The sequence below is a fragment of the Methylophilus sp. Leaf408 genome (assembly GCF_916856905.1).
Taxonomy (GTDB): domain Bacteria; phylum Pseudomonadota; class Gammaproteobacteria; order Burkholderiales; family Methylophilaceae; genus Methylophilus.
Genome location: NZ_CAKASK010000002.1, coordinates 370,736 through 384,575, shown reverse-complemented (window position 1 = coordinate 384,575; position 13,840 = coordinate 370,736). Strand labels below are relative to the sequence as shown.

At 50.3% G+C, this 13,840-nt stretch carries 15 protein-coding genes; 2 read left to right on the top strand and 13 right to left on the bottom strand.

Translation table 11 applies throughout. From position 1 onward, the window contains the following. Window positions 1-228: 228 nt before the first annotated feature. The 13 genes from LPA26_RS12675 to LPA26_RS12615 form a co-directional block, all read right to left on the bottom strand. On the bottom strand, window positions 229-1,860 hold the full coding sequence (locus tag LPA26_RS12675; protein ID WP_229008620.1) for a TadG family pilus assembly protein: 1,632 nt from the start codon (window positions 1,858-1,860) through the stop codon (window positions 229-231). After that, entirely contained in the window at window positions 1,838-2,173 is a 336-nt protein-coding gene (locus LPA26_RS12670; protein ID WP_229008619.1) for a DUF3613 domain-containing protein, read from the bottom strand. The genes LPA26_RS12675 and LPA26_RS12670 overlap by 23 nt, the downstream gene beginning before the upstream one ends. A gap of 17 nt (window positions 2,174-2,190) precedes the next feature. After that, window positions 2,191-2,880 carry a tetratricopeptide repeat protein gene (locus LPA26_RS12665; RefSeq protein WP_229008618.1) on the bottom strand — a complete coding sequence of 230 codons (690 nt, stop codon included), beginning with the start codon at window positions 2,878-2,880 and terminating at the stop codon, window positions 2,191-2,193. Then, on the bottom strand, window positions 2,877-3,794 hold the full coding sequence (locus LPA26_RS12660; protein WP_229008617.1) for a type II secretion system F family protein: 918 nt from the start codon (window positions 3,792-3,794) through the stop codon (window positions 2,877-2,879). Before LPA26_RS12660 ends, LPA26_RS12665 begins: the two co-directional genes overlap by 4 nt. Before the next feature lie 2 nt (window positions 3,795-3,796). Beyond that, window positions 3,797-4,714, bottom strand: a complete 918-nt coding sequence (locus LPA26_RS12655) for a type II secretion system F family protein (protein WP_229008616.1) — start codon at window positions 4,712-4,714, stop codon at window positions 3,797-3,799. Then, on the bottom strand, window positions 4,711-5,976 hold the full coding sequence (locus LPA26_RS12650; RefSeq protein WP_055869595.1) for a CpaF family protein: 1,266 nt from the start codon (window positions 5,974-5,976) through the stop codon (window positions 4,711-4,713). The genes LPA26_RS12655 and LPA26_RS12650 overlap by 4 nt, the downstream gene beginning before the upstream one ends. Window positions 5,977-5,986: 10 nt before the next feature. Next, window positions 5,987-7,192, bottom strand: coding sequence for a hypothetical protein (locus LPA26_RS12645; RefSeq protein ID WP_229008615.1), 1,206 nt, complete (start codon window positions 7,190-7,192; stop codon window positions 5,987-5,989). 3 nt (window positions 7,193-7,195) lie between these two features. Next, window positions 7,196-8,578 (bottom strand): type II and III secretion system protein family protein, encoded by a 1,383-nt coding sequence (locus LPA26_RS12640; protein WP_229008614.1) that lies wholly within the window; start codon window positions 8,576-8,578, stop codon window positions 7,196-7,198. 25 nt (window positions 8,579-8,603) lie between these two features. Continuing rightward, entirely contained in the window at window positions 8,604-9,533 is a 930-nt protein-coding gene (gene cpaB / locus LPA26_RS12635) for a Flp pilus assembly protein CpaB (protein ID WP_229008613.1), read from the bottom strand. A gap of 26 nt (window positions 9,534-9,559) precedes the next feature. Beyond that, window positions 9,560-10,033, bottom strand: a complete 474-nt coding sequence (locus LPA26_RS12630; RefSeq protein WP_055869605.1) for a TadE/TadG family type IV pilus assembly protein — start codon at window positions 10,031-10,033, stop codon at window positions 9,560-9,562. An 8-nt stretch (window positions 10,034-10,041) separates the two neighbouring features. Continuing rightward, complete coding sequence (locus LPA26_RS12625; RefSeq protein ID WP_229008611.1) at window positions 10,042-10,491, bottom strand: prepilin peptidase; 450 nt, start codon at window positions 10,489-10,491, stop codon at window positions 10,042-10,044. Between the two features lie 58 nt (window positions 10,492-10,549). Beyond that, window positions 10,550-10,726 carry a Flp family type IVb pilin gene (locus tag LPA26_RS12620; protein WP_229008610.1) on the bottom strand — a complete coding sequence of 59 codons (177 nt, stop codon included), beginning with the start codon at window positions 10,724-10,726 and terminating at the stop codon, window positions 10,550-10,552. 347 nt (window positions 10,727-11,073) lie between these two features. Next, on the bottom strand, window positions 11,074-12,219 hold the full coding sequence (locus tag LPA26_RS12615; RefSeq protein ID WP_229008609.1) for a diguanylate cyclase: 1,146 nt from the start codon (window positions 12,217-12,219) through the stop codon (window positions 11,074-11,076). Between the two features lie 418 nt (window positions 12,220-12,637). Here LPA26_RS12615 and LPA26_RS12610 point away from each other — a divergent pair, with 418 nt between their 5' ends. Continuing rightward, a complete protein-coding gene (locus LPA26_RS12610; RefSeq protein ID WP_055869618.1) occupies window positions 12,638-13,291 on the top strand; it encodes a pyridoxamine 5'-phosphate oxidase family protein in 654 nt (217 codons plus the stop codon). 237 nt (window positions 13,292-13,528) lie between these two features. After that, window positions 13,529-13,837 (top strand): hypothetical protein, encoded by a 309-nt coding sequence (locus LPA26_RS12605; RefSeq protein WP_229008608.1) that lies wholly within the window; start codon window positions 13,529-13,531, stop codon window positions 13,835-13,837. Window positions 13,838-13,840 lie beyond the last annotated feature (3 nt).

Here is a 13,840-nt window from a genome sequence, read left to right as displayed (position 1 = left end):
TGCAAAATGTTTCCCTGCATTATGGTGCCCAGGGTTTGCTTTACTACTAGGACCGTTAGGATAAGTCGCTTATTTTAACGGAGTGAAACAATCCCTGCCCACATTCGACAATTTGCATATTGATCCAGTGTTAAAAAAGGCATCTCCTCCGGGGTGCCTTTTTGCTTTTATAGTTTATCTGTATTGCTGCTTAGCTTCTCTAGTCCGAGCCGACTGTTTGAATTCCCGCTACATCACCAGCGGTTTTGCCTGGCGATACTGCACATCACTCAATGTAATATCCATGCCGCCCAGGCTAATACCCAATAAACTCAATAGCGGGTCCAGCAACACCCTGCCGATTTCTGCCAACAGGGGACTAACAATCGAAGAAATCACATTATTGATCAGCCCGAGGTTTAACACGCTCAACACGGTAATCGTCAATGCATTTGATCGGCCCAGGGCATTTTGCAGGCTGCTGCCCAAGGGGCTGGCCATACTTTGCATTAAGGGCAGGTGACTTTTGGTTGGATGCGCGACAGTGAATGCCACTGTTTGCGCATTAGGCGGTTGTAGCGGGATGTTCAAACCGATGTCCGCAAGAGCAAGAAGACCTGATAATGTTGAAATCCTTGCTGGTCCGGTGCCAGCGCTGTTCCTCAGTGTCAGCGCTGCAATGCCTGGTGTGGCTTCAATCTCTACTTCTGTATCACCCTCATTGTGCCTGATACTGCTCAGGCTGGCAGAGCCTTGGGCCACCTCCATACCCAGTGCGAGGTCTATGCGTGCCAGCAACGGAATATTGACCAGCACTGCGACCCGCGTCCGGATCTGCGCCGTACGTGCTGAAGTACATATGCCGCCACCTTCTGCCGCAGGGCCGATGGCCAATTTAGGTGCTTCGGTAACCGTTACCTGGGCATTGATGCTGGTAATAGAGGGTATGTTGATACCAAGGGGCAGGGTGATGGCATTGACGCCATTGGCAACCATGGCCGCGGTGGTAATGACTGACAAGGCATTCAATGCAACGGTGGCCGCAGAATTGGCGTCGGGTGTTGTGACGGCCAGCACGTCACCCAGTTTAAGCGTAGCGGGTTTAATGGTCATATTGGCAATGTTCTGCATCGCCGAAATTGCCTGTATATCGGCCAGGCTGTTGCGGGCAGCGGCGCTGGCAACCAGGTCGAGTAAATCACCAATTTGCATATTGGTATTCAGCAAGCCCTCCACCGTGCCGCTTTGCCCGGAAACGGCGAGGATATCTTGCAAAGTCACGGTGGTGGCTGCAATACCGCGATAGGTAAGTGCATCCAGCGACAGCGGCCCGCCCAGCATGCCACCTAACAGGCCATTCAGTAATACCGATTGCTGGCTGCTGAGATTGGTGGTGAAACTGCCTACGCCAAAGGTTGCCAGGGATGGATCAGAGGCCGAGACTGCCTCAGCATGTAACGAAACCGTGCCACCAAACAGACCACCGGCTACCATGCTGCTAGGCACCACTTTAGTGGCCTTGACATACACCGCACCACGGCTGCCGTCGGCAGTAAACTGGCGTATGCCTTGCACTGTATTCAGCTTGCCAAGCAGCACCTGGTTTGGGGTTGCAGATAACTGGCCATCAAAGCCGTTATTTAACGCGGCTTGTTGTGCCATTTGAGCGACACTTTGCTGGCTGGCATCACAGCCTAGATGGCGCGCTGCATGGATGGCGGCCATATCCGCCACGGATTGCAATTTTTTCTGTTGCATCCACAGGCGGCCACTGTCGACCACCAACGCAGTCAGTAATAATGCCATCAGCAATAACAGTCCGCCGACGAGGCCGATGGCCCCGCGCTGGTAGCGATATTTAGCGAGCGGTCTGCATCTCATGCTCGAAGAATTCCGGTATCGGCTTTTCAAAGCTCTTGAGGTAGCGGCTATGTACTTTATTCATCACCTCGCCGGAATATGGCTGCGCCTGGGCTGAGGCAGATTTTCCCGAACGTTGCAGTTCCAGCCATTGCTGGGTTGGTGACAGCTGTCGAGGGGCAGGTTTGATTTCTGCTGGCTGGCTTAAGGATGGTTCTGCGGAAGATGAAGGATAGGCGGCTGTCGCATGCGTGGGCAGGCTTTGCACCTCTTCTGCCAGGGAGACGTTCATACTTAAACATCCACCCAGCATAAACATAAATATGCGCTTCATGATGATCTCCTTCTTGTTTATTGTGCAGTGACCGGGCCGGCTCTATTGCCGGCTTGCGCCAATTTCTTCAGTTGCTGCAATTCATCGGCCACAATCCCAAACTGTTTGGCAAACGCTTCTGCACGTGTGGTATCGCCCTGTTGGTATAGCAATAAAATGAGGTTATGGGCCGCCTGCCGGTGATCGGGTGCCAGCTCTACCGCAGTGAGGAATTCGTGCAAAGCGGCGTCATGCTGGCCCGATTGCATCAACACATAACCGTAGTCATTGCGGATGGTATGTTCGGTAGGCAGGGTGCTACTTGCTGCTTTAAGGTAACGCAAGGCCTCCGGTAAATTGCCGGCATTGCTGGCGATCAGCCCCAGGCCGCGATAGGCGTGGCCGGAGACACAGCTGTTGGTTAATTGTTCGTAAATTACCTGTGCCTGTTGCGCCCGCCCGGTCTGGCGTAAGCCGTGCGCACGCAATAATTCTGCGCGTTCGCTATTGGTCTTGAGCGCATCGAGGTGGGCGATGGCGGCGTGTGGTTTCCCATCTGCCAGCATTTGCTGAATCAGCGCCAGCCTGGTGGATTCTTCGGGGATAAGCTCTGCGCAAACCTTGTCTGCTATGAGCTTAATAGGTGCTTTGGCATCGGCTGCCATCGCATTTAATGAGGTGTGCAGCCACAGGCCGGCGAGCATGATTAAACATGTGATCGTTCTCATAGACCATTGACTCCATTCAAGGCTTTGGAGAGCCCCATAAATCCTGGCCCGGCCAGGAAAATCATCAATGCCGGAAACAGGAATAAAACCATCACTACCGTCATCTTGGCGGAAAGTTTGCTGACATATTCGCGTAAATCGGATACCTGGCGCTGCTCAACCAAGGTGGTATATTCCGCCAGCGAATCACGGATATTGCCGCCGTAGCGCGTCACCTGTTTCAGCATGGCGATGGTGTCGGTCAATTCCATGACCTCTAATGGTGTGGCCATGTCCATCAGGGCATCCGAGCGGTCCTGCCCAGACTGTATGCGTTTAATCACCAGTTTCAACTCATTCGCCAGGTTAGGAATCAGGTCTTGGCCTTGTTGCTCAATGACTAACAAAATGTGTTCTATCGACAGGCCTGCTTCGAAGAGCATGCGTAGTAAATGCAAAAATGGAATGATTTCTTTACGGAGGGCATCACGGCGATTTTGTGCCTTCCAGCGCAGCAGGCGGCGAATCAGCACAAAGCTCGCAGCAAAGACGAACAGCAAATGGAACAACACATTGATCCAGGTATCCTGATTCAAAACTGCATAAGCGGCTGCCATCAAACCCAGGGCCAGCGGTAGCAGCCAGGCGGCCAGCAGGAAATTCAGCTGTGCCTTGGCACCGCGCCAGCCCGCCTGCACCAGCAGGCGTTGCATTTCTTCCATTTCGCTGCTTGAAACCTTGTCCAGAACTTCATGTACGACCTCCTCCAGGTCAAGTGGCCCAAACCGGGTTGAGATATGGATACCTTCCTGCTGTAAAGCCTCGCGGAAACGGCGCTGAATGTATCGCGGATGGCTATCTTTAAGGGCGCCATACAGCATCAGGCCTGCTGCGACCAGCAAAAACACCAGAGAAATCGGCCATAAAACGCTCATCTTTATACGCTCCGCAGCATGCGCCAGAGGATAAATGCGCCCGTGCCTTGCAGCAGCAGTGCAGTCATCAGCAAAGTTTTGCCAGTAGGATCATCCAGCAGCATATTAAGGTAGGTAGGGTTCATCACCATGATGTAGACGGCGATTGCGAGAGGCGTAGTCCCCAGCACCCAGGCGGACATCCTGGTTTCGCCGGTCATGGCGGCCAGTTCCCGATGTGCCAATTCCTGCTGGCGCACCATTTTCACCACGCTATCCAGCATGTCGCGCGGGCTGCCACCGTACTGATTGCTGATGCGCATGGACAACGCAATCAGGTTGAGCTCACGCAGGTTGTGGAGCTTGGCTGCCTCGGTCAGGTTTTCCACCATGTCGGCACCGAGGTCGGCGGCACGTGTGACCCGGTCTACTACATAACGCAAAGGGGGCACCGATTCATTTGCGGCAAAGCGGATAGCACTTTCCAGGCTGCGCCCGGTGCTCAGGCTGCGTAACAGCTGGTCGATAAACAGTGGAATCTGGGCAATGGTCTGTGCCTGACGGCGGCGCAACCGGCTATACGGCAGTAAAAATCCAAAGATAAACAGGGTTGCACCGGTCATCAGGGTTGCACCGATTAACCCATAAATGAGCCAGCCAACCATGCCGATCAGCAGTAGTCCGACCGGGATCAGGAATGCATGTTTCTTTTGCAAGTCAAAACCAATGTAGATAGAAGCGCGTGTTTTGAACTGTAGCCAGGGTGTCTGCTGTGCACCGGGTAAAGCACCGGCAACGGTGATGCCATTCGGCAACACTTCGCGAAAATGGCTGAACATCAACTCACGGATACGCGCCTGCTTGCTGTACCTGAACATCCAGAAAGCAAGCAGCAACATGCCAGCAGAGGCCAGAATAATACATACGACTAACGTAGTCATGCCTGCCTCCGGAATGGCAGATTCTGTAATTTCCTGGTGCAGGGCCTGACGCCAGGGTGGTCAAAATAGCCGGTGGATGCGTCGTAAGCGTATAGCTCATTCAGCACAAAGTGACCATCGCGCACACCGGCAATCTCGGTAATTGAAGTAACCTTGCGCTGCCCATTCGGCATGCGTGCAATCTGCACCACCAGTTCAATGCCGGCGGTAATCATCTTGCGTAAGGTACTTTCCGTGCCTTGGAATTTTGCCAGGCCAGCCAGCATTTCGAAGCGCAACATGGCGTCTTCCGGGCTGTTGGCATGCACCGTACTCATACAACCATCATGGCCGGTATTCATGGCTTGCAGTACGTCCATCACTTCTTCGCCGCGGACCTCGCCCAGCACTATCCGGTCCGGCCGCATACGCAATGAGTTTTTTACCAGCTCGCGTGCGGTAATTTCACCATTGCCATCAATGTTGGAGGGCCGGGTTTCCAGCCTGACCACATGCTCGTGTTCCAGTTGCAGCTCGGCTGCATCCTCAACGGTGACGATCCGCTCATTAGGAGGGATAAACCGACTAAGCACATTCAGTAAAGTGGTTTTGCCGGCACCGGTACCACCGCTCACGATCAGGTTGCAGCGTCGTTCAACCGCGGCAGTCAGGAAAGCCAGCATTTCTTCATCCAGCGTGCCATATTGCAGCAAGTCGCCGGAAAGTAGTGGTTGCTTGCGGAATTTACGAATCGACAGGCACGGGCCATCCAGCGCCAGTGGTGGAATGATGGCATTGACCCGGCTGCCATCCGGCAGCCGTGCATCAACCATCGGGCTGGCTTCGTCAATACGGCGCCCCAAATGGGCGAGAATACGGCGAATCACGCGTAATACATGTTCATCATCAATGAAGCGCAAGGTGGTGGTTTCCAGCCTTCCATCTCGCTCGATAAAGATTTTTGTCGGGCCATTGACCAGAATATCGTTGATGCGGTCATCCTTGATCAAGCTTTCCAATGGGCCATAACCGGCCAGTTCGTCGACCACTTCTTCTACCAGGTTATCCAGGTCATAACCGCTGATAGGCAGATGCCGGTCAGCCACATAGGCAATCACTTTTTCACGCACATAATCGGCAACCTCGTCACGTGCCAGCTCCAGCAATCCCAAGTGGTCGCGTTCAATTTCTGCAATGAGGTGCTGATGCAGCTGAAACTTGAGCTCCTGGTAGTCTTGCGCCTGTTTCAGGCCATAATCAAATCCGCGTAATTGGAAGTTCATCTTCATGCCTTTAAGATTTATCGTCAGTGGATGTGATGGCAGAAATTAGCTTATGCAACAGGCCGTTCTTTTTTTCAGTTTGCGTGGCGGGGCCATCCAACAATTTTTCAGCCAGTTTGCGCACACTGATGCTGTAGGGGTCATTGGGAGATAACTCAAACATGCTTTCGCCAGAATTCATGGTGGCAAGGCGTGCCATGCCTGAAGATGACAAGCTGGAAAGCAAAGGCAAGCCAAATGATTGGGCAATGCTATCTGCGTCCGGCGGCATTTTGGACAGGTAGCGATCTACTACCACACCGGTACTGGCGAGAGAGACCTTTTCCTCACGTAAATGCTTGATCAACTGCATATTCTGCCGGCAGCTAGGCACACTTTGCTCTACCAGCAAAACAATCTGGTCGACATTGCCCAGCAGCAATAGCAGGAAATCTGAATCGACCATGCCACCCAGGTTAAGTACGATGCGTGAGAAATGGCGACGCAGGCTGCGTAGCAGCACGCATACATCAGCAGCAGTAAACTGGGCGCCTGTCCAGGAGTCTTCTGGCATTGAAAGCACGGTGAGGCCACTTTTATGGCGGCCAAAACCGGTTTGGATCAGGGTGGAATCGATACGCCGCAAGCTGCGGATCGCATCGATAAAACTATACGAAGAAGTCAGGCCAAGGTAGAGCATGGCATCGCCATGGGGCACCCCCAGATCCAGCAGCAGGGTAGGCTCGGTCTCCTGAATCGCCAGCGCAAGATGTAGCGCCAGCATGGGAGAATCGCTGCCTGGGCGGGCGCTGACCACCGCAGTGATTTTGCCATGCTGGTCACTTTGTGAGGTTTGCAATCCGTTATCACGGGGATTCAGGCGTTTGACTTCGGCGATGACTTCGCTTGCACGACTGCCAATCTTGATAAAACGGGCACCAAGGCGGATGACGGTGAGCAACAGATTCTGGTCAAAAGAGTCTGCCACTACGATCACCGGCAAGTAAGGCTTGGCAGCAATAATACCTTCAATCAGTAAGGCTTCTTTTCGATACTCAGCCGGATTCAGCTGCACAAAAATAATGGAGGCACCGATGGCATCCGAGAGTTGTACCACCCGGTCAATCGAGGGCGAGTCGGCAGGAATCATTTCACCTTCATCCCGCAGCGATTGGCCCAGCCATTGCAGGCAGTCCTGACTTTGGGTAATGGCAATAAAGCAGTTACGTTCGCTCATGGTTTACCTCGAAAAGCCGGTGGCAGGGATTCCAGTATCCGGCTTGGGGCCTTTCTGGAAGAACAGGTCGCTGTAGCTGGGGTTGTAGTCACGCAGGTTGCCGCCTGGCATGACAGGTAACGCGGCATCCCTGGCGATGGGTCGCACCAGGTGCGGGGTGACTATCATCAGTAATTCTTTGTCTTCACGGTCAAAACGGGTAGAGCGGAAAAACGCGCCGATAATCGGCAGGTTACCTAGTCCCGGAACCTTGTCCACATCTTGCAATGTGTTACGGCTGACCAGACCGCTGATGACAAAACTTTCGCCATCGCCGAGCGAGACGCTGGTATCTGTCCTCCGCACGCGCAAGCCAGGCACGGCAACCCCGCCGCTTTGTACGGCATTGGTAAAGTCGATCTCACTGACTTCCGGGGATACCTTGAGAAAAATCCTGTTTGAATCTAAAACTGTAGGTGTCAGCATAAGACGCACGCCATATTCTTTGTAACGAATCGTCACTGCGCCCAAGCCGCCTGCACCTGACTGTATCGGAATGGGAAATTCACCACCGGCAAGAAAACTGGCACTTTGCCCGGAAGAAGCAGTAAGGCTTGGTTCTGCAAGTGTGTATGCAAAGCCATTGGCTTCGAGAATACTCAGTGTACCGAGCAGGCCTCGACTTGCATTCCCAGCCACAAAGTTAAAGGCATTCGGTACAGGTAAAAACCCTGAGGCGCTATCCAGTGTGAAAGGCTCGCCAGAACTACCATTAAAAGTGACTGGAGGCCCTCTACGCACACCACTAAGATTGCCCGGAGTTCCCATGGAAAGCGTGGTGTTACCACTATTCTTCCCCAGGAAAAACCCAGCCCGCATCATATTTTGCTTGCTCACTTCAACCACTTTGATATCAATCTGCACTTGATTATCGAAACTGCTCAGAGTCGCATCCATCGGGGTTGTGATGCTTTTATCAACGGCCTGGCGGGCGAAGGTATGGTCTTCCAGGGAATCGGCTTCACCGGCCATCGCCACCTGGTTGCCTGCTGGCAACAATTTGATATTTTTAGAAAGTTTTAAACGTTGCTGTTCAAGCTCGGTACTGACCTGCACCGCCACCTTGATCCGTTTTGCCGGCGTGGCTGCTTTTTCACTTTCCCATATGGCAATGTCAGTGGCGCCCGCTTGTTTGCCGATGATCAGCAGATTGCGTGAGGAAAGCATGCTGATGCTAACGACATCAGGGTTGCCTACTGCCACGCGTTTGACCTGTCTGGCATGCACGTACACCTGCTGGTCGCCAACTGCCAGACTCAGGCCACTGGTTTCCTCAGCTTGTGCGGTCAGAGCAAAGCTGCACAAGCTACAAACAAGCACTAGCCAGATATATTTTATATTCGACATGGTTAAACCCCCGGCTTTCTGGTTATTATCTGGCCACATGGATGACCTCTGTTTTTTCGCCGAGATGCACAATCACCTGTTCGCGTTTAGACGTAGCAGTGACTGGCCTCTTGCTTGACTCTGCATGAGTGGTTTCGATAGTCGTTGGAGAAAGCCCTGGTGCTTTTACACCAGGTGATTGAGAAACTTCGCTCAACCTGACAAGCTGATTACTTGCCATTGCAGGGCCGTGGGTCGCGGAAGTCTCGCCACGCAAAGCCAGGCGCAAAGAACCTGTGTTTTCTCCCAGCATCAGTTTTGCCATATCCTCTGCGTTTACTGCAAGAATGGCAGAACGACTGTCCTTGCTGTTCTTGATGTCGGAATTGTTATCGGCGCCCAATTTAGCCGGTGTTGAAGGCGTCAATGCCTCCGGCTGGCTGGATAGACTTTCGCTGGTGAGGCTGCCATAAGCCAGCACTTTTACATCGGTGAGTATTACCTGGGCAGAACTGACTTCGCCGGTTTCACGCTCGGAACGCAAATAAAGTAATACATCGACATGGTCACCTGGCTTGATAAAGCCGCCCACACCAACCACTTCATTTACTTTGATGGCGACCGCACGCTCATGCGGAGCTAGCGCTTGCCCCAGCACACTGCTGGTGGGAAAGTGCGAAGCAGTAAACGTCGCGCCTTGCATGATGGAGGTCGTGGTTGCCTTGCCAATCAACGCCTGCGGGTCGCTGAACGCATGCTTGTCTAAAACAGATGTGGTAGCTGTATCCAGGTCTTCAATCACCAACACATGGCCTGCCGGCAACGTGTTTCGCGCAATGACCTGTGTATAAGTCGGTACCACCACTTTAATACTTTCGGCTGGTTTTTTCTGGCTCAGCTTATAGCCTATATAGGCGGTGACAATGGCAGCAATCACCATCAATGTCGCCAATACACGCAAAAATGTACTGTTCATGCTGCCTTCCTTTTCTTAGTATTTTTCTAAAGTTCGATCACTGCTTTACCTGCCAGATCAGCAGGTACTTTCGGAATCTGTCCTATGATGGGTAAGGTCAGCAACGGGATCAGTGGGTCTGCGGCATAACCGCTATACACCACACTGACTGTCAGTTGGTTGCCATTCATGCTCAGTTGCACGTTGCTATTGCCAGCACCCAGTACCTTACTTTTCGGTTTTGTGGGTAACCAGTTCAACGAATTGCCAACCACGCTGCGTACTTTTGGGTCTATACCGTTGCTTAAATAAGCCACGTTACTGACGAACGCCAGGCGGTCGACCGCAATGGCCGCGCGTGCGCCTTCTTCCGCCGCATGTACAAATGCTGATTGCATCAGCATTACCATGGCGTAATTGACCATTGCATAAAACAGCGCAAAAAAAAGCATGAATAGCATCATGAACTCGATAGCTACTGCACCTTTTTGAGGTCTGTTTAAATAACCATTTTTTTTCATAGTTACTATCAATTGGTTATCCCTATAGCACACAGCAAACCCACCCCTAAAGCAGCGCCAAATGGCAGCCACCTATTGCCTGTGAAGGGTCGGGCACGCAGCCAGGCAATCAACAGGTAAGCCATCCCCAACACTGCTGCAAGCAAGGCTGCTATCACAAAGGAAAACAAGGTTAAGTCGCTACCAGCAACCAAGGCAATTGCCAGTAATAACTTGGCATCCGCAGCACCCAGCAGGCGCGCAGCATATGCCGGTAGTGTTAACAACAGGCTGATGGCGGCGCCAATGGCAGTGGATTGCAGGGTGGCATTGAGCATGGAATGGCCGGTCAACAGCAACCAGCAAACCGCAATCCCACACATGCCCAGAGTCAGCATGTTGGGGATGCGTCTTGCGTGCAGATCTGACATGGTAACAACCAGGCACCAGGCAACTACAATCATTTCAGCAACAGTCATGCTATGCATTCTGTGATTGATCGCCAGTTGGAACTGGCGAGTGCATGGGATGCGTTACTTAAGTCAGCGCAGTCTGGATGCTGGTAAAAATGGTAGTGATAGCCGTATTGATAGGCTGTACGAATGTGACAAGTGCAATAGCAACCATGGCTGCAAGTAATGCATACTCAATGGCACTGGCACCTTCTTCGTCAGAGATGAAATTTACAAACACTGTTTTGATCAAATTGCACATATTAATTCCCCGGAATATTGATAAGCTAGGTACTTCTACCCACGTTACACACATTTAAAAATCAGCACTCTTGAAGGTACTTCAATCTTTTAGCGAAAGCTTGAGGTTAAAAGCCTTTCCATCTTTTAAGCCAAACATATTGCTCTAAATGTAATTAGCAACTTATGTGCCATCCTTGTTAATATTCGTGAAACAGGTAATAACTATTTGATTTAAATATGGTTTGAGTAAATATTATTGCACATACATAACAACAATAACTATCTCAGCTTCACATATTTTGTCTAAATCATGACAAATAATGACAATAGATGCGATTTTGGAGAGTTAGGGGAGGGGGGTATGGGTTATGAGACGTTCAAATTGTCCAATATCTGCCATTCCGCCCGGTTACGTCCGTTTTCCTTTGCGCGATAAAGGCATTTATCGGCTTCTTCAATCAGCTTTTGCATGTCATCGTGAGGGCTGGGTAGAATTGTGGTAATGCCCATTGAAATGGTGACGGTTTCATGTATAGATTGTTCGTGCCTGATATTCAACTTGCGCACGGCATTCAGCATGTTTTGACTAATGTTCTGTGCTTCATTTAACGAGGTATGGAATAGCACTACAGCAAATTCTTCGCCACCATAGCGGGTCACGGAATCGCCAGCGCGGCGCGCGCAACCATCTAGTGCCAGTGCCACTTGGCGCAGGCATTCATCCCCAGCCTGATGACCGTAGCTATCATTGAATTTTTTGAAAAAATCAACATCCACCATCATGAGTGACAGCGGTACTTTGGACCGGCAAGCCTGCGCCCAATAGTTAGCAAAATTGACATCAAAACTACGTCGGTTGCCAATGCCGGTGAGTTTATCTTCCCACGAAGCCTGTTCCGATAACACTTGTTTCAGCAGCACATCAATCAATATCTTGCGCACCTCGCTGGCCGATGCCCACATCGTTGCACCAACCGCAATTAGCATGACCATCGCCATATGCAGGGTTTCAAAATCCAGGAACGGGGTTGCCAATAACAGGGGTACATACACCCCGGCAGCAAAGGCAAAGAATATGGGCAGGAAAACCACCAGGCGTGGCAGCGCCATGATGACGCCGATCAGCATAATGATCAGGATAGCGGCTTTGCTAGGCCTGCTTACGAACGGCAACGAGAATGAAAGCGCGCCCCAGCCCAAACCGGCAATGGCTGCTGCCGTTACATGGCGGTTAATGCGTGCCAGTTCAATGCTGACGTTTGCCGAGAGAAAATCCAGGCGACCCAGCCACCAATGCCAGGCATGCGCTACCAGCAACCAGGCATACCATGTGCCAGCATAAATAATACCTATGTCCCAGGCCAGCATACCGGCCGCAACCAACCCGCTGAATAATACGATTAATTTGCTACTGTTTTTATTTCGGTAAACATGACGTAACTCTTCACAAGCAAGGTCATGCGGATCGAACTCGAGAGTCTTGATGGCGGTTTCTCTAGTTTTTTTAATCAAAATCCGATCCTGTTCTTATTGGTTTTTGAGGGAGAGCAAGTCTGCAGGAAAGTTAAATACTTTTAATTTTTCTGTCATTGTTAAAAGTATGAGTACAAATATTATTCTTAAATATACTTTTGTGCATTCAAATTTTTAGCTCGTCTATCAGCATCTATATAATTAATTTTAAAACATGTTTTGGAAACTGATTTCGACATATGTTAGACACAAAGTTAAAATCGGTATCAAGAACCATCATCAGCAATTTGTCGGTAAATTGACGCCTCAAAGCCGTTTGGTAATGATGCTATGTTCGAATAGAATGAAGCTGTAGGCTGGATCATAGATAAAAATACTTAGCCAATAATAAGGCTGGATTGATTTTAGGGTTGGATAGCATGGCCGGTACTTAATGGCCTTATTTAGGAGGTAATCAATGGCATCAATATATTCACCAGAGCACCGCGCACTGCAGGAAGAGTTTGAAACTACCAAGCTTGCAGAACTATTAGACAACGGCTGGATTCATGAAGCGATTTCTGATGAAGAGAAAGCGTTTATCACTAGCCGTGACATGTTTTTTCTTTCTACCGTTGACCGGGATGGCATGCCCACAGTTTCATACAAGGGCGGCGGCGTGGGGTTTGTAAAAGTGCTGGATGAAAGCACGCTGGTTTTCCCAGGTTTTGATGGTAATGGCATGTTTTACTCGGTTGGCAATATCGATGGCCAAGGTAAAGTTGGCTTGCTGTTTATCGACTTTGAAACACCACACAGAATCAGGGTGCAAGGCACTGCCAAACTGGTACGTGAGCATGCACTGATGGCCGAATATACCGAAGCAAAGTACCTGATCTTTGTGACTGTGACCAAGATATGGGTAAATTGCCCGCGGTATATCCACAAATATAAAAAGATTGATCAATCAAAATATGTGCCGGAGCCATGTAAAGTGACGCCAATTCCAACCTGGAAAAGACTCGATATGGTGCAGGACGCCATTACACCCGAAGAAAAAGCGATTGCAGAATCAGAAGGTTTGGTGAATCTGGAGGAGTATGTTGATAAGGTAAAACGTGGCGAAGGCTAGTAAACCCCCGTTTGCATAGGTGTTAAATGTGTGCCCTTGGTTAAGTAACCAAGGGCACACTGCTTTAGTAGCTAGCAAGTATTCATCAGAGGCATTTTTACTGAAAATTATAGGTAAAAAATACCTAAATAAATTTTCTTACACTACAATCAGAAATGGGCTTATAACTTCTTTATCTAAATTGTCTTAACTTAACGATGGGATGTTATTTATTGAACAATTGACTGAAATTTAACTTTGGAAAATGCAAAGGAGATGATGATGGCTTTGAACATAGAGTTTAAAAGCAAGGAAGTGAGAATATGGGACAAAAATCTGCTGGACCCGGATCGCTCTGAACTGGCTGATGACTCAGAAGAGTCTGAAATCCCCGAGCCGGATACTTCGAGTCCTACCCCCATTGACACTGACATTACCGAACGCGTGGAGAGAGACTTGTACGAAGATTTTTATCCGGATGATAATCCAGATGCTCCAGATCCAGGACTCTATCGAATTATCCCTCAAGTTAAGAGAAAGGATATTAGTAAACGTGCCAGTATCTAGAGT